Annotated in this window: 17 protein-coding genes and 3 pseudogenes; 16 read left to right on the forward strand and 4 right to left on the reverse strand. The window is 41.7% G+C overall.

Translation table 11 applies throughout. The features are described 5' to 3' along the window. Nucleotides 1-71: 71 nt before the first annotated feature. Nucleotides 72-3,109, reverse strand: a pseudogene (locus tag AB8618_RS01965) (EAL domain-containing protein). 708 nt (nt 3,110-3,817) lie between these two features. On the opposite strand from AB8618_RS01965, the gene AB8618_RS01970 reads away from it, so the two are divergent. Next, complete coding sequence (locus tag AB8618_RS01970; RefSeq protein WP_409424634.1) at nt 3,818-4,078, forward strand: hypothetical protein; 261 nt, start codon at nt 3,818-3,820, stop codon at nt 4,076-4,078. Continuing rightward, a complete protein-coding gene (locus AB8618_RS01975; RefSeq protein ID WP_409425548.1) occupies nt 4,066-4,152 on the forward strand; it encodes a hypothetical protein in 87 nt (28 codons plus the stop codon). The genes AB8618_RS01970 and AB8618_RS01975 overlap by 13 nt, the downstream gene beginning before the upstream one ends. Before the next feature lie 66 nt (nt 4,153-4,218). Here AB8618_RS01975 and AB8618_RS01980 read toward each other — a convergent pair whose 3' ends face one another. From AB8618_RS01980 to AB8618_RS01990, 3 genes are read right to left on the reverse strand one after another with little or no spacing between them, the layout of a single operon-like run. Next, nucleotides 4,219-4,461, reverse strand: a complete 243-nt coding sequence (locus AB8618_RS01980; RefSeq protein ID WP_138608092.1) for a hypothetical protein — start codon at nt 4,459-4,461, stop codon at nt 4,219-4,221. Between the two features lie 13 nt (nt 4,462-4,474). Further along, nucleotides 4,475-4,915: a hypothetical protein gene (locus tag AB8618_RS01985; RefSeq protein ID WP_409424635.1), complete on the reverse strand. Its 441-nt coding sequence runs from the start codon at nt 4,913-4,915 to the stop codon at nt 4,475-4,477. A 5-nt stretch (nt 4,916-4,920) separates the two neighbouring features. Beyond that, complete coding sequence (locus AB8618_RS01990) at nt 4,921-5,238, reverse strand: DUF883 domain-containing protein (RefSeq protein ID WP_076919883.1); 318 nt, start codon at nt 5,236-5,238, stop codon at nt 4,921-4,923. Between the two features lie 442 nt (nt 5,239-5,680). Between AB8618_RS01990 and mraZ the strand changes: the two genes are divergently transcribed. The 14 genes and pseudogenes from mraZ to ftsA all read left to right on the forward strand — a co-directional run bounded on the left by mraZ (nt 5,681) and on the right by ftsA (nt 21,131). Further along, nucleotides 5,681-6,139 carry a division/cell wall cluster transcriptional repressor MraZ gene (gene mraZ, locus AB8618_RS01995; RefSeq protein ID WP_010390682.1) on the forward strand — a complete coding sequence of 153 codons (459 nt, stop codon included), beginning with the start codon at nt 5,681-5,683 and terminating at the stop codon, nt 6,137-6,139. Between the two features lie 29 nt (nt 6,140-6,168). Next, the gene (rsmH, locus tag AB8618_RS02000; RefSeq protein ID WP_010390683.1) at nt 6,169-7,107 is read left to right on the forward strand and encodes a 16S rRNA (cytosine(1402)-N(4))-methyltransferase RsmH; all 939 of its coding nucleotides are present in this window, start codon (nt 6,169-6,171) and stop codon (nt 7,105-7,107) included. After that, nucleotides 7,104-7,430, forward strand: coding sequence for a cell division protein FtsL (gene ftsL / locus AB8618_RS02005; RefSeq protein ID WP_010390691.1), 327 nt, complete (start codon nt 7,104-7,106; stop codon nt 7,428-7,430). The genes rsmH and ftsL overlap by 4 nt, the downstream gene beginning before the upstream one ends. Then, nucleotides 7,427-9,244, forward strand: coding sequence for a penicillin-binding transpeptidase domain-containing protein (locus tag AB8618_RS02010; RefSeq protein ID WP_413401235.1), 1,818 nt, complete (start codon nt 7,427-7,429; stop codon nt 9,242-9,244). The genes ftsL and AB8618_RS02010 overlap by 4 nt, the downstream gene beginning before the upstream one ends. Continuing rightward, nucleotides 9,237-10,715, forward strand: a complete 1,479-nt coding sequence (gene murE / locus AB8618_RS02015; RefSeq protein WP_413402922.1) for a UDP-N-acetylmuramoyl-L-alanyl-D-glutamate--2,6-diaminopimelate ligase — start codon at nt 9,237-9,239, stop codon at nt 10,713-10,715. The genes AB8618_RS02010 and murE overlap by 8 nt, the downstream gene beginning before the upstream one ends. After that, nucleotides 10,712-12,094: a UDP-N-acetylmuramoyl-tripeptide--D-alanyl-D-alanine ligase gene (locus AB8618_RS02020; RefSeq protein ID WP_413401236.1), complete on the forward strand. Its 1,383-nt coding sequence runs from the start codon at nt 10,712-10,714 to the stop codon at nt 12,092-12,094. The genes murE and AB8618_RS02020 overlap by 4 nt, the downstream gene beginning before the upstream one ends. After that, nucleotides 12,094-13,176 (forward strand): phospho-N-acetylmuramoyl-pentapeptide-transferase, encoded by a 1,083-nt coding sequence (mraY, locus tag AB8618_RS02025; protein WP_076919888.1) that lies wholly within the window; start codon nt 12,094-12,096, stop codon nt 13,174-13,176. The genes AB8618_RS02020 and mraY overlap by 1 nt, the downstream gene beginning before the upstream one ends. Then, nucleotides 13,177-14,510 (forward strand): annotated as a pseudogene (murD, locus tag AB8618_RS02030) (UDP-N-acetylmuramoyl-L-alanine--D-glutamate ligase). Between the two features lie 125 nt (nt 14,511-14,635). Next, nucleotides 14,636-15,684 (forward strand): annotated as a pseudogene (ftsW, locus tag AB8618_RS02035) (putative lipid II flippase FtsW). Then, nucleotides 15,677-16,753: an undecaprenyldiphospho-muramoylpentapeptide beta-N-acetylglucosaminyltransferase gene (gene murG / locus AB8618_RS02040; RefSeq protein ID WP_413401239.1), complete on the forward strand. Its 1,077-nt coding sequence runs from the start codon at nt 15,677-15,679 to the stop codon at nt 16,751-16,753. The pseudogene ftsW and the gene murG overlap by 8 nt, the downstream one beginning before the upstream one ends. Nucleotides 16,754-16,795: 42 nt before the next feature. Continuing rightward, nucleotides 16,796-18,205 carry a UDP-N-acetylmuramate--L-alanine ligase gene (gene murC / locus AB8618_RS02045; protein WP_413402925.1) on the forward strand — a complete coding sequence of 470 codons (1,410 nt, stop codon included), beginning with the start codon at nt 16,796-16,798 and terminating at the stop codon, nt 18,203-18,205. Then, nucleotides 18,202-19,122: a D-alanine--D-alanine ligase gene (locus AB8618_RS02050; protein WP_413401240.1), complete on the forward strand. Its 921-nt coding sequence runs from the start codon at nt 18,202-18,204 to the stop codon at nt 19,120-19,122. Before murC ends, AB8618_RS02050 begins: the two co-directional genes overlap by 4 nt. Before the next feature lies 1 nt (nt 19,123). Then, nucleotides 19,124-19,885, forward strand: a complete 762-nt coding sequence (locus tag AB8618_RS02055) for a cell division protein FtsQ/DivIB (protein ID WP_413401241.1) — start codon at nt 19,124-19,126, stop codon at nt 19,883-19,885. Between the two features lie 13 nt (nt 19,886-19,898). Further along, a complete protein-coding gene (ftsA, locus tag AB8618_RS02060) occupies nt 19,899-21,131 on the forward strand; it encodes a cell division protein FtsA (protein ID WP_013464060.1) in 1,233 nt (410 codons plus the stop codon). Nucleotides 21,132-21,151 lie beyond the last annotated feature (20 nt).

Below are 21,151 nucleotides of genomic sequence, written 5' to 3' on the forward strand. Positions count from 1 at the left end.
TAGCATTAACATTCTGAAATAAGGGGCAGTTTAGTACTCGCGCTATAATTGAGCGAGCGTATTAACTGCCTTTAGTCTAAATTAATCACTTGGTCTGTTTTTATCAGCTGCATAAACGAGGTTTTGTGCAACGGCTTTGAAAATAAATAGCCTTGGCCATAATCACAACCAGCTTCAAGTAATAAATCCATTTGTAATTTTGTTTCTATGCCTTCGGCAATTACTTTTAAACCAAGCTGATGGGCCATCATAATAATTGCTTCACATAAGGCCAGCTCCTGGCTGTCTTTTTGAATATTATCAACAAAGCGTTTATCAATTTTTAGGTAGTCGGTATCCATTTCTTGTAGGTAAGCAAGCGATGAGTAACCCGTACCAAAATCATCGAGTGCTAATTGCATCCCTGATTTAACCAAGGCTTTTAAGCGGCTTTGGGTCAGCTCTTCAGGATTAACCATCAAGCCTTCAGTAATTTCTGCCACAATGCTCGATGCAGGTAAGTTTGCTGTCTCAAGCATGCCATACCAATCGTCTATACCACTGTCTGTGGTTGCGAGCTGCACCGGCGATACGTTAATACTAATTTGAAATTCATCTTGAATGTGTTTTTTAATATCATTAAGTGTTTGTAGTGCTTCAGCAAATACAAATTGACCAAGCGCATTTATTTGTCTGGTTTCTTCAGCTAATGGAATAAAGTCAGCGGGGCTGATCAGCCCTTTTTCTGGGTGTTGCCATCGAATAAGCCCCTCAGCTTTATGAACGTGTAAATCATCAAGGGACACAATAGGCTGATAATACAACTCAAATTGCTCTAACTCTATGGCTGAGCGAAGTTCTTTGAGCAACTGCATTCTTGCATTTGCATCTTCACGCATATCATGTGAGAAAAATTCAAAGTCATTCCGGCCGCTATTTTTTGCCTTATACATAGCTTGATCCGCGGCTTTAAGCAGTTGCTCTGGGTTTTGGCCATCATCTGGCGCGCAGGCAATACCAATGCTGGCGCTGATATACACTTTTTCTTCTTCAATAAAAATAGTGGACGCAAGGCTAAGTAACAGTGATTTTGCTATTTTTTTGATATTATCGCTACCGCGTAAGTCACTAAACACAATAACAAATTCATCGCCACCAATACGCGCTACAAAGTCAGCTTCTTTTGCTGTTTGCACAATTCGCTCAGATACCAACTTAAGTAATCTATCACCATAATGATGGCCTAACGTATCATTAATATCTTTAAAGTGATCAATATCTAACAGCATAATAACCAGTTTTTGATCGTCGTAATTAACGCTCGTAAATCGTTTATTTAACCGCTCTTTTAGTTCTAGTCGATTAGGTAAGTCGGTTAAATGATCAAAATGAGCTTGTCGCCAAATTAGCTCGTCTGCTTGTTTTTTCTCGGTTAGATCGGTAAAAATAGCAATACGACTAGTTGGGGCTTTATTTTTATCGTAAATAGTATCTATGGTTAACCATTCAACATACAGCTCGCCATTTTTACGACGATTGGTTATTTCACCCTGCCAGCGGCCAGTTTTATTTATTGATTGCCACATGTAATCATAAAACTCTTTATCGTGTTTACCCGATGATAAAATACCCACCGTTTTATTGAGTACTTCTTTTCGAGAATACAAGGTCGTTTTACAAAAAGCAGGGTTCACATCATAAATAACGCCATTTTCATCTGTGATTGCCATGCCTTCACTGCTGTTGTTGTAAACTAATGACGCTAAATGCAAAGATTCTTGATTTTGCTTTCGTTGCGTGATGTTACTAATAACAATTATAAACTCATCCGCTTTTTTCATTGGGCTGATTTTCGCTTCATAAAACTGATTGTCTTGTTTATCTTCAAGCTCAATAGTGACTGGAGCGCTCAGGGTTGTTAAGTATCCTTCAATTTGTTTTAAATTGGCAATAGAGAATAAACACGATAGCTTTTTAGGCGGTGTTGAATGGCTGTAATTTAACGATTTAATAAGGCCACCGGTATCAAGTATATTGCCGTTGGCATCTACACGTAAAAAAGCATCGGGTAGCGCATTAAGCAAGCTATTAAGCTCGTCATGTTTATGTTTAAGGCATGCTTCAGCTGTTAAGCGAGTTTCGGCCATATATTTAAAACGATGATATAGTCTATTTAGCTCAGGACTATTAGGCTGCTCGTCGTCATGAGGCATATTACCGGCTGCTAAGCGGTTTACGGCCTGCGTTAAACTTTTAATCGGGTTTAAGATGCTTTTATTAACTAATCGTCTAGCCAATACGGCTAAAAGTAAAATGGTAATTAAAAATCCCAAAACCATTTTTACAAAGTTAATATCTATTTGTTCAAGTGTTTCATCTATTGGTTGAGTAATATAAATAGAGAGCTTATTGTCATTACCATCACGATAGAGTGTTGTTTGATGGAACACTCTACGGATACCATCTTTACCTTTAAAAATGACACCAGCTTTCAAATTATGCGCTAAATCGAACTTTTCCAATTTGTTGCCTAGTCTATCGGCTGAAAAAGGGTAGTTAGCTAAAATACTACCGTTAGAGTCAGTAATGACAGCTCTAATTTCTGTCGATAAATTTAAAGTATTAAGTGCCGAGCTCCACCAGTCCAGAGCGATTACAGTCACAATAACGCCTTCAATATCATTGCTTTCATTTAAAATAGGGTAAGCAAAGTTAATACTTTGAGCTTTGAGGCTGCGATCGTGTTGGAAATGGCCAATACTAAACTCTTTACTGGCGAGCGCGTTTTTAAAATAGGGGCGGTCGCTAATATTAATGTTGGTGTCGCTAATATTAGAGGTGCAAATTAAATCGCCGTATTTATTTACTATACCAATATTCGCGATATTGCCATTGAGCGCCTTAACATCTAGAACATACGAAGGACAGGTAGAGGGTAAAGACTCAATGTCTTTCTGCTTTTTTGCTAAAAATTCAGTCACATGCTTTATATCATCAATCATGTTCTGCTGCTTGATAATTAGATGCTCAGTGATGGAGCGTACTTTTTTTCATGCTCTTCAATAGCCGCGTCACGACTAAACCACAAGGTTACTAAAATGACAGCAGCAACAGGTATGCAAATCAGCATAAGAAGGCGGTAGAGTTGATGTTTTAGTGATGAAGTAAAAATAGTCGTATCCAAATTAGTACAAAGCAGAGTGACGCTAAATAATCCTACTATAAATAACCATTAAAGTACTAAGGTTATATCTAAGATTTTGAAATAAGATGGTGTTGCATATGATTGAAATATATTAATTTACGTATTAAAAACATGATGAAATAATAATTTAATCTCTTATATATTTACATAACAAATAAGGGCCTGTTTAACCGCGGCGCGAGGTTTGTAACCTAATGGGCAGTCGATAACTGCTCCTGCGTTATTCTACAGGCTTACATCTATGTAAGAATAAGTAAAAACCGAGCAAAGCTTCCGCGTCCCGCTCAAGGCCCTTACCTACATTTATGTAGGAAACAAAGAGTAAATCGACCCTAGGCAAAAAATGAAAAATAAACAAAGTTCTGGCTGCTCATAGTACCTAATATGGGTATTATGTCAACATGCGTCTTATTCTAGGTTTGATGGTAAATATTTAGCGCCATTTTTAATAATTGGTGAGCTTAAGTCTGATGATAAAAGTGAGTAGAGCGGTGGTTTTCCTCCTCATCTCATTGCGGTATCGAAACTTTCATTCATATTTTAAAAGTGTAATTTGAGCATGAAGATTAAATGGGAAACAAAGAAGTGACTTGCTCGGGAGACGTGTAATGGATAAATACCGGTAGCGGTGTTATGCACAGTGAAACGCTACTTGCTGATGCTGAAAAAGGCTTACATGGCTTTCAGATTTGGCTCAATATGCCAAGCACTAACAAAATGCATGAGCCGCAATACCAGAATATCACAGAGCAACCAGTACCGAGTTTTACTAATCAACAAGGAGTTAGCCTAGAGCGATGGTTGAAGCATTTCATTTTAGTGCAAAGCGAAATCTTTGAGCCAAGGTGTAAAATTAGCATAGGGCTCAATAAACATCGGGAGTGCTTATATTAGTAGGTGAACCGTTTAATCAGCCAATTGCACAAATAGACCCGTTTGTGATGATCACTGACGCTGAAATATGCTAAGCGGTTAGCGATTGTAAAAACATTTTTTTGGTTCACTGTCGTGATGTATTAATGCAGGAGTGACTTTTAAGCGAGTAGTTTTAACAACCAACTGTATTTTTTTACTATGTTGGTGTCTCCTTTTGCCGACTCCACTACCACGCCTGCACTAAAGGCACTAACGAGCCCCACTTTTGTTGCGGCAAAGCGTTTGGCTCGATATTTTATTGCTGTAAGGTGCTGACGCTTTAGCTCAGATTGTATCGCCACTTCTTTGTGGAGCTGTTGCACGCGAGCATTCGGTGAGTTGATCAAGTAATTGATTAACATAATTGTGTATGCCTTATAATTTAAGCAGCTGCTTTAGGCTATTTAGCGTTTTAGTAAAGCCAATTTTTTTGCTTAGATAAACTGCGTTTCGCCACAGCCAAATTAAGCATAAAATTTGTAGGCTGATCACTACAGTAATGCTCAGCCAAATCGAGCTAAATAAATCAAAAGTAGCAAAGCCTACAATACTTAAAAGTCCCACCCACAATAACACCAAGCCACTGGCAAAACATCCTAATAAAATAGTGATCAGTGCTAAGGATCTTAGCGATAGCTTCCACTCTGCTATTGCCAGCTGATGTGTCAACTTTCCTTGTTGATGATAATCATCCTTGAGCTGCGCTGCATAGTCAGCAAGCTTAGCAACATGATCTTGCCAGTCATCCGCATTTGTTGCTGATGACTGCGAATCCGTCGCTTGTGATTCGCTTGGTGTTAAATCTGGCTTTTGCATTGGTATTACTTACGACGAAATAGCGCAGTAACTAACATGCCAGCAGCAAATGCCAGACCAGCCGTTGCTAGTGGATTTTCAGATGCGAGTTGACGAGTCTTAGAGGTACATTCTTCTAATTTCTCGCGAGCTGCTAACTGTTTTTCGTTAAGTGTTTCTGCTGAGCTGCTTGCTCCTTTACGAACACCATTTTCAGCTACCGCCGCTTTACTCGATAATGCATCTACTGCGTCATGCGCAGCTGATGTTGCTTTATCGGTTAATGGGGCTTCAATCTCTTGTTTTGTATCAATAGGTGTTTTGCTCTTAGTTGCCGTAGCCATAATCAATCCTTAATAGTTTCTTAAAAGTAATTATTCAGGTGCAATGATTAAACCAGTTGTTAAGTTATTGTTTTGTATTTTATTTTAATTTTAACGCTGACTTTTACGTGTTTATTGCTGTAACTATTGCGACTATGGTTTGTAATTTTTACAAACAAAAAATTGTAATTATTCACTGAGCAAACAAACGCTGCCAAGTAATAAAAAACCGATGAAAAATTTTTTTATCGGCTGATCAGATTTTTTATCAAACAATTCAATCGCTTTAATCTGAGCCTTATTTTTTCTGGCTTCGCGGGGCGCTAAAGCTGGGTGAGTTACTTGACAAAAAGGCTTGTCAAGCCCTAAACTGGAGCACTGTGGTAAAAAGTGGTGTTTAGTGGATCAAACTGGATCGGGTTAATCAAAAAGTTGATTAAAATAATTTTACAATAGGCTTTTTATGTTTCGTGGCGCAAGTTCACTGAGTTTGGATGATAAAGGACGTTTTGCGGTACCAACAAAGTACCGAGACACGCTATTGTCTGAAGATCAGGGAACGGTTATTTGCACAGTTGCACTCAATGAGCCTTGCCTTTGGTTATACCCGCTTGCTGAATGGTTAGAAATTGAAAGCCGTTTAGCAAAAATATCTAATATGAATCCCAGAGCGCGACGGATGCAACGTATGTTGTTAGGTAATGCGACAGAGTATCAGCTTGATAAAAACGGTCGAATTTTGCTGGCGCCTTCTTTGCGCTCACATGCAGAACTTGGCAAAAAAATTATGCTGGTGGGCTTAATGAATAAATTTGAGATTTGGGATGAGGCGCGTTGGCACGAACAAATGCGACAAGACACTGAGCTTGAAAGGCTTGGCGAATTTGAACCCAATGACGATTTAGATAACTTTACCCTCTAGCAGCAAAACAAAAAGGCAAAAAATAGCTAATGACAGCGCAATTTGAACACGTATCCGTATTAATGGACGAAACCATAGATGCACTTGCAATTAAGCCAGACGGCATTTACATGGATGGCACCTTTGGACGTGGCGGACACTCAGGGCAAATATTAGCGCGCTTGGGCGACGCTGGTCGCTTGCAGGCTATTGATCAGGATCCACAAGCGATAAAGTCAGCAGAAAAGTTTGCCGACGATTCACGTTTTTCAATTGCTCATTCACGATTCTCGAAACTATACGAAGTTGCTGAGCAAAACGATCTTATTGGTAAAGTTGATGGCATTTTACTTGATATTGGTGTGTCGTCACCGCAGTTAGATGACGCCGCTCGTGGCTTTAGTTTTATGAAAGACGGCCCGCTTGATATGCGAATGGATCCAAGCACAGGCCGCAGCGCTGCGCAGTGGTTAGCTGAGGCGGAACTAGATGACATTACCCATGTGATCAAAAAGCTAGGTGAAGAAAAATTTGGTAAGCGCATTGCACACAAGATATTGGAAGTGCGTGAACATACGCCAATCACTACCACTAAACAGCTCGCAGATTTAGTTGATGAAGCTGTACCTGTTAAAGACAAGTTTAAACATCCTGCAACGCGCACGTTTCAGGCAATTCGTATTTATATCAATAGCGAGTTAGAGGAAATTCAAACCGCACTACAAGCGGCGATTAAAGTTCTTAAGCCAGGTGGTCGCTTAGTTGTTATTTCCTTCCACTCTTTAGAAGATCGCATTGTAAAACAATTTATTAAAAAACAGAGTAAGGGAGAAGCGATACCCAGAGGTCTGCCTTTAACCGACGCACAAATAAATAAAAATCTGACGTTAAAAGCAGTGGGTAAAGCTATTAAACCAAGTGCTGATGAAGTGGCGCGCAATCCACGCTCTCGCAGCTCAGTACTAAGGATTGCACAGAGGTTGGGATGAGTAAAAAAGCGAGTTATCGCCAACCCAATCTATTTATTGAAATAATTAAAGGCCTAGGTGCAAACAAGATCACCTTGGCCTTGTTGGTTGTGATATTCGCATCAAGTTTGAGCGTAGTACAGGTAACCCACTTATCTCGTGCTCAATTAATTGAGCAGGATTCGTTACTGCAAGAGCGTGATGAACTGGATTTAGAGTGGCGTTATTTTTTAGTGGAAGAAGAGTTTTATTCACAACATGCACGCATTGAAGAAGTGGCAACGTCACAATTAGAAATGAAGCGGCCAACCAGCCAAGATGAGCAGGTAATCATATTACAATGAGAACGCGAGGCAAAAAACCAGTCAACAACCTAATCGCATGGCGCTTTATTTTAGTGTGCGTGGTGATTTTTTTAGTGTTTGTGACTTTGGTATCGCGTGCTGCGTATTTGCAAGTAATTGAACCCGATAAGGCCCGATCCGAAAGTGACAAGCGTACAGTACGTGTTGAAAAATTACATGTGCAACGCGGCATGATCTTCGATCGTAACGGTAAAGAGTTAGCAGTTAGTGTACCTGTAGTCAGTGTGTATGCCGATCCTAAAGCGTTGCATAAATCACTTGTCAGTAAAGTACTTAGGCAAGCCCGTAAAAATGGTGAAGATCAGCAAACATTGCGTGAAAATGTCGCTGAGTTAAATAAGCGTACCGCCCTGTATTATAAAAACGATTTGCGCTGGCGTGAACTTGCCGATGTACTGCGTATTGAACCGAGCAAAATTAATACCCGACTACTCAATGATCCTACTCGTCGCTTTGTTTATTTAAAACGCCAAGTTACTCCGGCTGTTGCTAATTATATTGGCGATTTACGCCTACCAGGTATTCATTTATTAGATGAGTCAAAACGCTATTACCCTGCCGGTGAGGTCAGTGCGCATATCATTGGTTTTACTAATATCGATGGCAAAGGCATTGAAGGCATAGAAAAGCTTTACGAAAATGCACTCACAGGTGAAGAAGGCCGACGTACGATTCGAAAAGATGCCCAAGGACGTGAAGTTGAAGTGCTTGATGAGCGCGAGCGAGTGGAGCCTGAGAGTATTCAACTGAGTATTGATCAACGTATTCAGGCGATTGCCTACAAAGCGGTTAAATCAGCGGTATTAACTTACAAGGCCACTTCAGGCTCAGCCATGGTGGTTGATGTTAAAACTGGTGAAGTTTTGGCTATGGTAAATAGTCCTTCATTTAATCCTAACAATTTAAGCGGTGCGGCTCCTCATAAGCGTCGTAACCGTGCAATTACCGATTTGTTTGAACCCGGCTCAACCGTTAAGCCTCTAGCCATTTTAGCTGGATTAGACTACGGCACAATCCAACCGGATGACAAAGTTGATACCTACCCAGGCTGGATGCGTTTAGGGGGCAGCTTAGTACAAGATACCCGTAATCATGGTGAAATGACGCTGCGCGAAATTTTAAAATACTCCAGTAATATGGGCGTAACAAAAATAAGCCAAACCGTACCCAAAGACTATTTTGTCGGTCTTTACCAAAAGGTGGGTTTTGGCAGTGATAGTGGTACCGGCATGGTCGGGGAAAGTAGTGGTTTATTTTACCCTAACCGTCGTTGGTCAGATCACGAAATTGCCGCACTTTCGTTTGGTTACAATATTGCCGTGAGTACCGCGCAAATGGCTCGTTTTTACGCCATGTTAGGCGCGGGTGGGGTGAACCGCCCTCTCACTGTACTAAAGCAAGACTCTATACCTGAAGGTGAACGTGTTTTTCAACAACAAGATGTTGAAGCCGTGGTTCATATGATGGAAAGCGTATTTGAAGACGGTGGTACCGCGCGTCGCATTAAAGTTGATGGCTACCGTGCAGCGGGCAAAACAGGTACTTCTAAAAAGGCCGCTGCAGGTGGTTATGGTGACGAATATGTGGGTTACTTTGCGGGTATTGCCCCAGCAAGTAATCCGCGATTAGCCGTTGTGGTATTAATCAACGAGCCCGGTGGAGATGTTTATTACGGTGGCGCAACGGCAGGTCCGGCGTTTGCAGAAATAATCTCTAATTCATTAAGAATTTTAAACGTTGCCCCAGATAAAGACTCGGCGGCATACGTGAAGGGCAAAGATGATGGTGCGTGATTTACACACAATTTTAAAATATTTAGAAATAGATGCAGCACGTTTAATGGTAAACGAGTTGCGTTTAGACAGCCGCGATGTAAAACCTGGTGATGTGTTTGTGGCAATAAAAGGTCATCAGCTTGATGGCGGGCAGTTTATTGATAAAGCAATTGAAAATGGTGCCAGTGCAATTATTGCCGACAGACTGTGTGAGTTTGAAAGTGATTTTGAGCCGCTTTATTTGGTTTCAGAATTAAATAAAAAATTGCCTGTATTAGCGAGTAAATTTTACCAGCAACCGAGCCTAGAATTAGATTTAGTTGGCGTAACAGGAACAAATGGTAAGTCGACTACTACCGCAATGATTGCCCATTTAGCACAGTTTTGTCATACCCAAGCCGCAATCATAGGCACGCTCGGTTATGGCTATCCAGATAATTTAACACCGCTGCAAAATACCACGCCCTCAAGTGTGGATTTACAGCATATTTTAAGTGACTTAAAAGAGCAGCAACACCGCTTAGTAGCGATGGAAGTATCATCGCATGGGTTGGTACAGCACCGTGTTGATCAGTGTCATTTTAAAGCGGCGGTTTTTACTAACTTATCTCGCGATCACTTAGATTATCATGGTGATATGGATAGTTACGGTGATGCCAAATTGATGCTGTTTCGTGATTTTGATGCCGCCAATGTCATTCTTAATCAAGATGACGGACAAGCAGAGCAATGGATTGAAAAATATAGCTTTAATAAACTAATTTGTTATGGCCGTAAAAACTTAGCTCCTAAAAACGCTCAGTTTGTGTATTTTTCTGATGTTAGCTATTCGGCAACCGGTATTTCGGCGCAATTAACTACAAGTTGGGGTGACACTGCCATAAAGTCACCGTTATATGGTGAATTTAATCTGTATAATTTGACCGCTGCTTTAGCCACATTATTAGCACTGGGTTATCCATTGGCGCAATTAGTAGCAGGGTGTGAATATTTACAACCTGTTGCAGGCAGAATGCAAGCATTTACAGCGCCAAGTATGCCTACTTGTGTGGTTGATTATGCACATACACCGGATGCATTGGCTTTAGCGTTACAAGCGCTGCAGCAACATGTACCAGGTGGTGTAAGTTGTGTATTTGGTTGCGGCGGCGACAGAGATAAAGGTAAACGTGTATTAATGGCACAGGCCGCTGAGCAGTTTGCAGACAAAGTGATCATTACCAGTGATAACCCGCGCTCTGAAGATCCTAATGAAATTATTAATGATGTAGCTGCAGGATTAACACACCCACAAAACGCTCATTTAGAGGCCGACCGGGGTGCTGCAATACGATTTGCTATAGATAACGCAAAAGCCGGTGAGGTTATTTTAATTGCCGGTAAAGGGCATGAAGACTATCAAATTATAGGCGACAAACGCATTGATTTTTGCGACCGCCAATTTGTACAACAACAATTAAAACAAGCAGTAAGAGGGTCTCAAGCATGATCCCAATGGATTTTGATTGGCTAGCTAATGTGCTAGCAACCGATTATCAAGGTGATAATCGTCAAGTAATAAATATAAACACCGATACCCGTACGTTGTGTGATGGTGAAGTGTTTTTGGCACTTAAAGGCCCCAATTTTGATGGCCATAAGTTTATTGAGCAAGCAAAACAAAAAGGTGCAATTGGAGTCATTGTCGATCACGCTGTAGAGACCGACATTGCTCAATTTGTAGTTGCCGATACCCGTATTGCATTAGGCACAATTGGTACAGCGGTGATGGCGCAAGTTGCACCTAAAACTATCGCTATTACTGGCAGTGTAGGTAAAACCACAGTTAAAGAAATGTGTGCCGCTATTTTATCAAGTAAAGGGGATGTTTTAGCGACTAAAGGCAACTTCAATAATGATATTGGCGTGCCTCTTACCTTATTGAGATTAGAGCCACAGCACCGTTATGCGGTTATTGAGCTCGGTGCAAACCATATTGGTGAAATTGCCTACACTACCGCCATGACCAAACCGGATGTTGCCGTGGTATGTAATGTTGCGGCGGCACATTTAGAAGGTTTTGGTAGCTTACAAGGTGTGGCACAAGCCAAAGGCGAAATTTACGACGGTTTAAAAGACGATGGCATTGCCATTGTTAATTGCGATAGCGAGTTTAGTCAGTATTGGCTTGATAAGTTAGCAACGCGCAATATTAAATGTTTTTCTAGCAGTGAAAAGCTGGATATTTGGGCAGAAGACATCAGCCTGGATGCACAAGCTCGCGCAAGCTTTACGTTATGTACCAAACAACACAGAGTACCAGTTACGTTAGCATTGCCAGGCAAGCATAATATTAGCAACGCGCTTATTGCTGCGGCATTAACCAGTGAGTTTGACGTGTCACTTGAAGAAATTGCCAGCGCCCTAGCGACCATGGGTGAAGTTAAAGGACGGGTTAACCTGATTGAAGCCAGTGAGTCACTCACCATTATTGATGATACCTATAATGCCAACGTTAAGTCGGTAAAAGCGGCGATTGATTTACTTAGCGATATTCAAGGTCATCGTATTTTGGCTCTCGGTGATATGGGAGAGCTTGGTGAAGATGCTCGTAAGTATCATCAAGAAGTGGGCGAATATGCATTAGCGCAAGGTATTGATGAGCTATTTACACTTGGTGTATTAAGTAAGTCAGCTAGTGATGTATTTGAGCTGCCTAATCGTCACTTTTCAAATCGTGAGCAAATGCTGCAGCAAATTCAAAGCAGTATCAGCAAAGTTGATAAAAAAATTACCCTTGTCGTGAAAGGATCACGCAGTTCTCGCATGGAGCTTTTAGTAACCGATTTAGTTAATGGCCAGCAACAAGCCATCAATGGAGTATCATAATGTTAGTTTGGCTGGCTGAGTATTTAACTCAATATTATAGTGGCTTTAATGTTTTTTCGTATTTAACTCTACGTGCCATTTTAGGTATTTTGACCGCGTTAATTATGTCGCTTTATTTGGGGCCAAAGTTAATTCGTGGTTTACAGCGCATGCAAATTGGGCAAACAGTACGTGATGATGGTCCGCAATCACACTTGTCTAAATCGGGTACACCGACTATGGGTGGCTTACTTATTTTAGCGGCAATATTCACCAGCACTTTATTGTGGGCTGATTTGTCTAATAAATACGTCTGGGCCACTTTATTTGTGATTGGCTCATTGGGGATTGTTGGCTTTATTGATGATTACCGTAAGGTGATCCGTAAAGATCCTAAAGGGCTGATTGCTAAGTGGAAGTATTTTTGGCAATCGGTAATTGCACTAGTTGTAGCTACTGCACTTTATATGACCAGTACCCAAGCGACAGAGACATCTCTTGTTGTGCCATTTTTTAAAGATGTACTGCCACAACTAGGCCTGTTTTATATTGTAATTACTTATTTTGCATTAGTGGGAACCTCAAACGCGGTTAATTTAACCGATGGACTAGATGGCTTAGCGATTGTGCCAACAATTTTAGTGGCTGCAGCGCTGGCTATTATTGCTTATTTAACTGGTAATATTAACTTTTCAGCTTATTTACACATTCCGCATTTGCCACTTGCCAGTGAATTGGTAGTGGTGTGTACCGCTATTGTGGGTGCTGGGTTAGGCTTTTTATGGTTTAACACCTATCCAGCACAAGTATTTATGGGCGATGTAGGCTCGTTAGCGCTTGGTGGTGCATTAGGTATTATTGCCGTGCTGGTTCGCCAAGAGCTATTACTTATTATTATGGGGGGCGTGTTTGTAATGGAGGCGCTGTCGGTAATTTTACAAGTTGGCTCTTATAAATTACGCGGCCAACGTATTTTTAGAATGGCGCCTATTCACCATCACTACGAACTTAAAGGATGGCCAGAGCCACGCGTCATTGTGCGCTTTTGGATAATTTCTATTGTGCTGGTACTTGCTGGCCTTGCGACATTAAAGATCCGATAAATGCAGTATTTAAACGAGATAAAAAATAAACAAATAACAGTGCTCGGACTCGGTGTAACCGGTCTGGGCATTGTGCGTTTTTTATTATCTCAAGGCATACAGCCCAATGTAGTCGATAGCCGAGAGAATCCCCCGGCGTTGATTGGCTCAAGCAACATGCCGCTAATCTAAATACTCACTTTGGTGATTTAAATAATGCGGTGCTCAGTGCTTGCGATATGATCATTATTAGCCCTGGGCTAAGTTTAAAAACTCCTGCTGTTGCACAGGCATTGAATGCCGGTGTAGAAGTAATTGGTGATGTTGAGTTATTTGCACGCATTAACACTAAACCAGTTATTGCGGTAACAGGATCAAATGGTAAATCAACGGTAGTAACCCTTGCTTACGAAGTATTAAAAACCGCGGGGTATAAAGTAGCACTGGGCGGCAATATTGGCACAGCTGTACTGGATTTACTTGACGGTGACTTTGATGTGTTTGTACTGGAGCTGTCGAGCTTTCAGCTTGATACCACTGACAGCTTAAAAGCCAGCAGTGCAACCGTGCTTAATATTTCAGAAGATCATCTTGATCGCTATGATAGCTATCAAGCTTATATAGATTCAAAATTAAGTATTTATAACGGCGCTGAACTTTTAGTGGTTAATGCTGACGATAGACAAACACACCCAGTGAGTTGCACGTTAGCACCACAAGTTAGCTTTGGAGAAGCACAAGGCGATTACCACTTAGCACAGCATAATAACGAAGCGTACTTTATGGTAAAGGGCGAAGCTTATTTACCAGTAAGTACCTTAGCTGTTGTTGGTAAGCATAACTATTTAAACACGCTGGCAGTAATGGCGTTACTCAGCCCGTTTGAAATAACTAAAGCGCATTATAAAACTGCATTAGCTCAATTTAACGGCTTAGCGCATCGTTGCCAATTTGTGGGTGAGTTTAATAGCGTTAAATATTTTAATGACTCTAAAGCCACCAATATAGGCGCAACAATAGCGGCCATTGATAGTTTAGCGGGTGAACAACAAAATTTAGTGGTTATTGCTGGTGGTGATGCCAAAGGTGCTGATTTAGAGGCACTTAAACCTTATGTTGAGCAACACGTTAAAGCCTTCATTTGCTTTGGTAAAGATGCAAAAGAGTTAGTGGCATTAACTGCTAAAGGTCATTTAACCACTAACATGTCTGAAGCTGTCGCCCTTGCTAAACAATTAAGTACGTCAGGCGACACTGTTTTATTAGCCCCAGCGTGCGCCAGTATAGATATGTACAACAACTATATGCAGCGCGGCGATGATTTTGTGCACTGTGTATTGCAGGAGCTGTCATGATAGCTTTTGCGGATATTAAAGAGGCATTTACCCCTAAACCTTCGGCGCAGCTTTATGATGTGCCGCTACTTTATTGCATGCTAATGCTAATAGGGGTGGGCTTTGTGATGGTAACTAGTGCTTCAATGCCGACGGCCGATAGGCTGTTTGGCAATATTTATCATTTTACTATCCGCCACGGTATTTTTTTAGGGCTCTCGTTTTGTTTATTTTGCATAAGTACTCAAGTACCTATGTCGTGGTGGAAAAAGCTAATCCCTACTTATTATTACTCGGCTTAGTGTTGTTATTGGTGGTGCTTATTGTCGGTCGTGAAGTCAATGGGTCGACCCGTTGGATACCTATCGGACCATTTAATATTCAAGCTTCAGAGCTCGCTAAGTTATTCTTTTTTAGTTATATCGCTGGCTATTTAGTCCGTAAGCGCAGTGAAGTACAAGAAAACATTAAAGGCTTTGCTAAACCCATAGCGGTATTTGCCGTTTATGCAGCGCTTATTTTAATGCAGCCAGATTTAGGAACCGTGGTGGTGATGTTTGTTACTACAGTTGGTTTATTGTTTTTAGCTGGTGCTAAGCTTTGGCAATTTTTTGCACTTATTTTAACCGGTATTGCGCTAGTGGTTGGGTTGATTGTGTTTGAGCCCTATCGTATGGCGCGTGTGGTGGGTTTTTTAGAGCCTTGGGATGACCCTTTTGGTAAAGGTTATCAATTAGTGCAATCACTGATGGCTTATAGCCAAGGTGATTGGTTTGGCCAAGGCTTAGGCAATAGCGTACAAAAATTACAATATTTACCGGAAGCACACACCGATTTTATTTTTGCCGTGATTGCTGAAGAACTTGGTTTTATGGGCGTATTGAGTATTTTAATGGTATTAGGGACATTAGTATTTAGAGCGCTACTAATTGGCCAAAATGCGCTTAAAAACGGTAAAGAATATGAAGGCTATTTAGCTTTAGCTATCGGTATTTGGTTTGCATTTCAAACTATGGTTAATGTAGGCGCCAGTGCCGGTATATTACCAACCAAAGGACTAACCCTACCGTTTATTTCCTATGGTGGCTCAAGTTTATTAATGATGACCATAGCCACTGGTATTTTATTACGGGTAGATTTTGAAACGAAGATGGCAACTAAACAGGCCACGTCGGGGGAGCTAAACGATGAGTAAAAAAATAGTCGTTGTAGCAGGGGGCACAGGTGGACATATTTTCCCGGGGATTGCGGTTGCTGATTATCTCAAACAGCAAGGTTGGCAAGTTAGCTGGATAGGCACTCCTGATAGAATGGAAGCCAGTGTCGTGCCCAAGCACAACATAGAAATTGATTTTATTGATGTAAAAGGCGTGCGAGGTAATGGTTTAAAACGCCTCATTAAAGCGCCATTCATGGTTATTAATGCAATATTGCAGGCGCGTAAAGTATTAAAACAACAACGCCCTAACGTGGTTTTAGCTATGGGCGGCTACGTGACAGGCCCTACGGGTATTGCGGCAAAAAGTCTCGGTATCCCTTTGGTAATTCATGAGCAAAACGCCGTAGCTGGTATGAGCAATAAATGGCTAGCGAAATTTGCGAATCGCGTATTAGCCGCATTTCCAAGTGCTTTTGCCAGTGGTAAAGCAGAGTTGGTGGGTAACCCTGTGCGTCAGAGTGTAGTTGATATACCTAAGCGGGAAGTATCAAGTCCAATCAATATGCTTGTAGTGGGTGGCTCACTAGGTGCGCAAGTACTCAACCAAACGCTGCCAGAAGCATTTAAGCGCTTAAATGATACTTGTGCCATTAATGTTTGGCACCAAACCGGTAAAGGCCATTTTGCCAGTGTAAGCGAAAGTTACCAGCAGCAACAAATGGGCGATGAGCAAGTAACTGTTGCTGAATTTATTGATGATATGGATACCGCTTATGGCTGGGCCGATATTGTGATTTGTCGCGCTGGAGCGCTAACGGTGAGTGAAATTGCTGCAGCAGGTAAAATGGCGGTATTTGTACCGTTTCCTCACGCGGTTGATGACCACCAAACAGCAAATGCACAGTATTTAGTAATGGCAGAAGGGGCATTATTAATGCCACAAGGGCAATTTAATCAGCGCAGTATTGTTGAACTTTTAAGTCCCTATTTAGCTGAACCTTTATTAATAACTAAAATGGCTGCTAAAGCAAAGCAGCAGGCTATTTTAGATGCCACAGCCAGCGTCGCTATGCACTGTGAGCAAGTAACAAATAAGAGAATATAAGTGAAACAGACATTAGCAAAAGAAAAATATACACGCCCTGCGATGCGTCGCATTGAAACTATTCACTTTGTAGGAATAGGTGGTGCAGGTATGGGCGGTATTGCAGAGGTATTGGCTTTTGAAGGTTACCGTATTACCGGCTCGGATATAGCGCACAGCGCCATGACCGAGCGTTTAATTCAAGCGGGCGCTGAAGTATTTATTGGCCATCATGAAAATAATGTAAAAGATGCTAATGTGGTTGTGGTTTCAAGTGCAATTGATAAAACAAACCCTGAAATTCAAGCCGCGCAAGCTGCGCGTATTCCGGTAGTTCGCCGTGCAGAAATGTTAGCTGAGCTGATGCGTTTTCGTCATGGTATTGCCATTGCTGGCACCCATGGTAAAACCACAACAACCAGTTTAATTGCCAGCATTTATGCGCAAGCAGGGCTCGATCCAACCTTTATTATTGGCGGTTTATTAAATAGTGCTGGCAGCAATGCTAAAGTAGGCAAAAGCGACTTTTTAATCGCTGAGGCGGATGAAAGCGATGCTTCATTTTTGCATTTACAGCCAATGCTATCAGTGATCACTAATATTGAAGAAGATCACATGGAAACTTACGGCGGCAGCCTAGAAAAAATGAAAGATACTTATGTTGAGTTCATTCATAACCTGCCGTTTTACGGGCTAGCTGTAGTGTGTATAGATTCAGACGTTGCCGCAGAATTAATACCTCGCTTTGGTCGTCCGGTGATCACTTATGGTGAATCGCAAGATGCTGACTATCGAATGAGTGAGTTTAGCCAAACAGCCAATACATGCCAATTTACTGTTACTAATAAACAAGGCGAGAGTTTAACCGCCAAGTTAAATATGCCAGGTAAGCACAATGCCCTAAATGCAACCGCAGCGATTGCGGTGGCAAAAGATCAAAACATAGCTAATCATGCAATTTTAGCGGCATTAGATACTTTTGAAGGCATTGGCCGTCGTTTTCAGCATTATGGTGAATTTGAAAACGAATGCGGTAATGTGATGTTAGTAGATGACTATGGTCATCACCCATCAGAAGTGGCAGCTACCATCACCGCAGCGCGAGAAGGCTGGCCTGATAAGCGTTTAGTGATGGTTTATCAGCCGCATCGCTATACCCGTACTCGCGATTTATACGAAGATTTTGTGAAAGTACTCGCCGAGGTTGATCAGTTGCTATTGCTTGATGTTTACAGTGCAGGCGAAGAGCCGATTGTTGGTGCTGATAGTAAGAGTTTATGCCGCAGCTTACGCCAGCGTGGCAAAGAGCCACTGCATGTAGCTTCAAGCTCAGAGCTTGCGGGTGTACTTGCTAACTGCCTACAAAATAATGACTTAGTACTTACGCAAGGCGCAGGTAACATAGGTCAGCTAGTTAAAAGTTTAGCAGCAACAAACATGTCGATAGAAAAATTAAAGCAAGGTGAAGTATGACACAGGTAAGTTCCCAATTTGGTAAAGTAGCGGTACTGCTAGGTGGAAACTCAGCAGAGCGCGACGTGTCATTAAAATCTGGTCAAGCGGTACTCAGTGCTCTTTTAGCAAGTGGCATTGACGCGATTGCGTTTGACCCACAAATTCGTTCATTGTGGGAATTAAAAGACTTAAACGTTGATCGCGTTTTTATTGCGCTGCATGGCCGAGGTGGTGAAGATGGCACAGTACAAGGTGCTTTAGAGTTTATGAACTTGCCTTACACCGGCAGTAATGTACTGGGTTCAGCATTGGCAATGGATAAAATTCGTTGTAAGCACTTGTTTAAATCGGCAGGCTTAAGTACAGCACCTTATGCGGTAGTTGATGCTAAAAAAGGCTTTGATGCTAAAGCGATTATCGATGAGTTTAAAAAAGTGATGGTAAAACCATCGCACGAAGGCTCTAGTATTGGTATGGCGCAAGCAAGCTCTGCAGAAGAGCTTGAAGATGCGCTCACTAATGCATTTAAGTTCGACAGCCAAGTATTGGTAGAGCAATGGATCACGGGGCGTGAATTTACAATTACGGTACTCGGTGATGAAGTACAACCTGTGATTGAAATGAGCACCCCAAATGGGTTTTATGACTACCAAGCTAAATATCAGTCAAGTACGACGCAATACCATTGCCCAGCAGATTTATCACAACCGGATACTCAAAAACTACAAGCGATGGCACTCGATGCGTTTGATTTAGTGGGTGCCAGTGGCTGGGGTCGCGTCGATGCAATGCAAGATCAGCAAGGCCAATTTTACTTATTAGAAGTGAATACCGTGCCAGGCATGACAGAAAAATCACTGGTGCCAATGGCAGCAAAAGCCAATGGGGCAAGTTTTGAGCAATTAGTTGTTCGCATTTTGGAGCAAACCCTTTAATATGCATCCCTTTTTAGAGAAAGCGCAGCAACTAAAACAGCAACTTAACTGGTCGCTGATTTTTGGAGTGAGCTTTTTTCTAGCTGTGGTGATTGGGTTAATTGAAATAACCAATGGGGTTTCCCATTGGTTAGTTGCAAATAAAGATGCGCAAATTAAGCATCTAACGGTGTTGGGGAGTCCCAAATACACCGATGAAAAAGCAATAACTACCGCGATAAAAAAAGCGGATTTAAGTAGCTTTTTTGAGTTAAACGTAAAGCATGTTCAGCATTTAGTGCAAGAACTACCTTGGGTGGCAACGGTATCGGTAAGAAAGCAATGGCCTGATACTATCCAAGTTTACGTGGTAGAGCATCAAGCGGTCGCTCACTGGAACAGTGATTTATTGATTAATCAAAGCGGCGATGCGTTTGAGGCTAAAAGTGATAAATTAAGTGCCACATTACCCCAGTTATATGGGCCAGAAGGCAGTGAAAAAGAAGCATGGGTAGCGTTTAAACAGTTTGATGAAATGCTTAAAGTAAATGCACTAACGCTCACTAGCCTTGCGCTATCTGAGCGGTTTTCGTGGCAACTTTGGTTAGATAATGGCGTGCGTTTAAATTTAGGGCGCAAGGATAAAGCCAAGCGTGTACAGCGTTTTATAGACGTTTATTCACGCATAGAACAACGTGCTGATGCACAGATAGATGCAATTGATTTACGCTACGATACCGGCCTTGCAGTGAGCTATAAGCCACTGCAAGAACAGCAATTATAATAAAGAGTAAGGCATGACTAAGTCAGCAGAAAGAAACCTAGTGATTGGATTGGACGTAGGCACTTCGAAAGTAGTGGCCACGGTAGGTGAAATCACCACAGATAACAAGCTCAGCATTGTTGGCGTGGGGAGCCAAGTATCTCATGGAATGGATAAAGGCGGCGTTAACGATTTAAATTTAGTGTCTGAGTCTATTCGCCGCGCAATTGATGAAGCCGAATTGATGGCTGATTGTCGTATTAGCTCGGTTTATTTGGGTATTTCTGGCAAACATATTCAATGTCAGAACGAAAGTGGTGTTGTAGCTATTAACAACACCGAAGTAACTGACGAAGACATTGAAAATGTAATCCATATAGCTCGCTCAGTGCCAATTTCAGCTGAACGCAAAATGTTGCATGCTTTGCCACAAGAGTACAGCATTGACATGCAAGAGGGGATTAAAAACCCACTTGGCATGAGTGGTGTGCGTATGGAAGCACGTGCGCATATTATTACCTGCTCCAACGATATGGCTAAAAATATAGAAAAATGTGTTGAACGTTGTGGGCTTGAAGTTGACCAACTTATATTCACTGCGCTTGCCTCGTGTTACTCCGTACTGACGGACGATGAAAAAGAGCTAGGTGTCGCGGTGCTAGATATCGGTGGTGGTACTATGGATATCACTATTTATATTAATGGTGCGCTGCGTCATTCCGCGGTTATTCCTGTGGCGGGCAACCAAGTAACCGGTGATATTGCAAAAATATTTCGCACACCTATATCACATGCAGAGTCACTCAAAGTACAATATGCCTGTGCAAGTAGCCAAATGGCGAGCAGCGAAGACACGATTGAAGTGCCAAGCGTAGGTGGGCGACCAGCAAGACTGATGTCTAGGCATACGTTATCTGAAGTGGTTGAGCCACGTTTTAGAGAATTATTTGAACTGGCGATGGAAGAAATTCGTCGCTCAGGATTAGAAGACCAAATTGCAGCAGGTCTCGTCATTACTGGCGGAACTGCTAAAATGACTGGCGCAATGGAAGTGGCTGAAGATATTTTTCAGATGCCAGTAAGAATAGGTAAACCAATTGGTGTAGTAGGTTTAACTGATTATGTTGATGATCCATCGTACGCAACCGCTGTAGGTTTGTTACAATACGGGCGTACTATGCAGTCGATGAATGCACAAAAGTCGAAAGCGGATGATAATAATAATTGGTGGAATCGCATCACAAAATGGTTTCAAGGCGAGTTTTAGTACTCAAGTCGGAGAGTAAA

This window comes from Pseudoalteromonas sp. RW-H-Ap-1, from assembly GCF_048318575.1.
Taxonomy (GTDB): Bacteria; Pseudomonadota; Gammaproteobacteria; order Enterobacterales; family Alteromonadaceae; genus Pseudoalteromonas.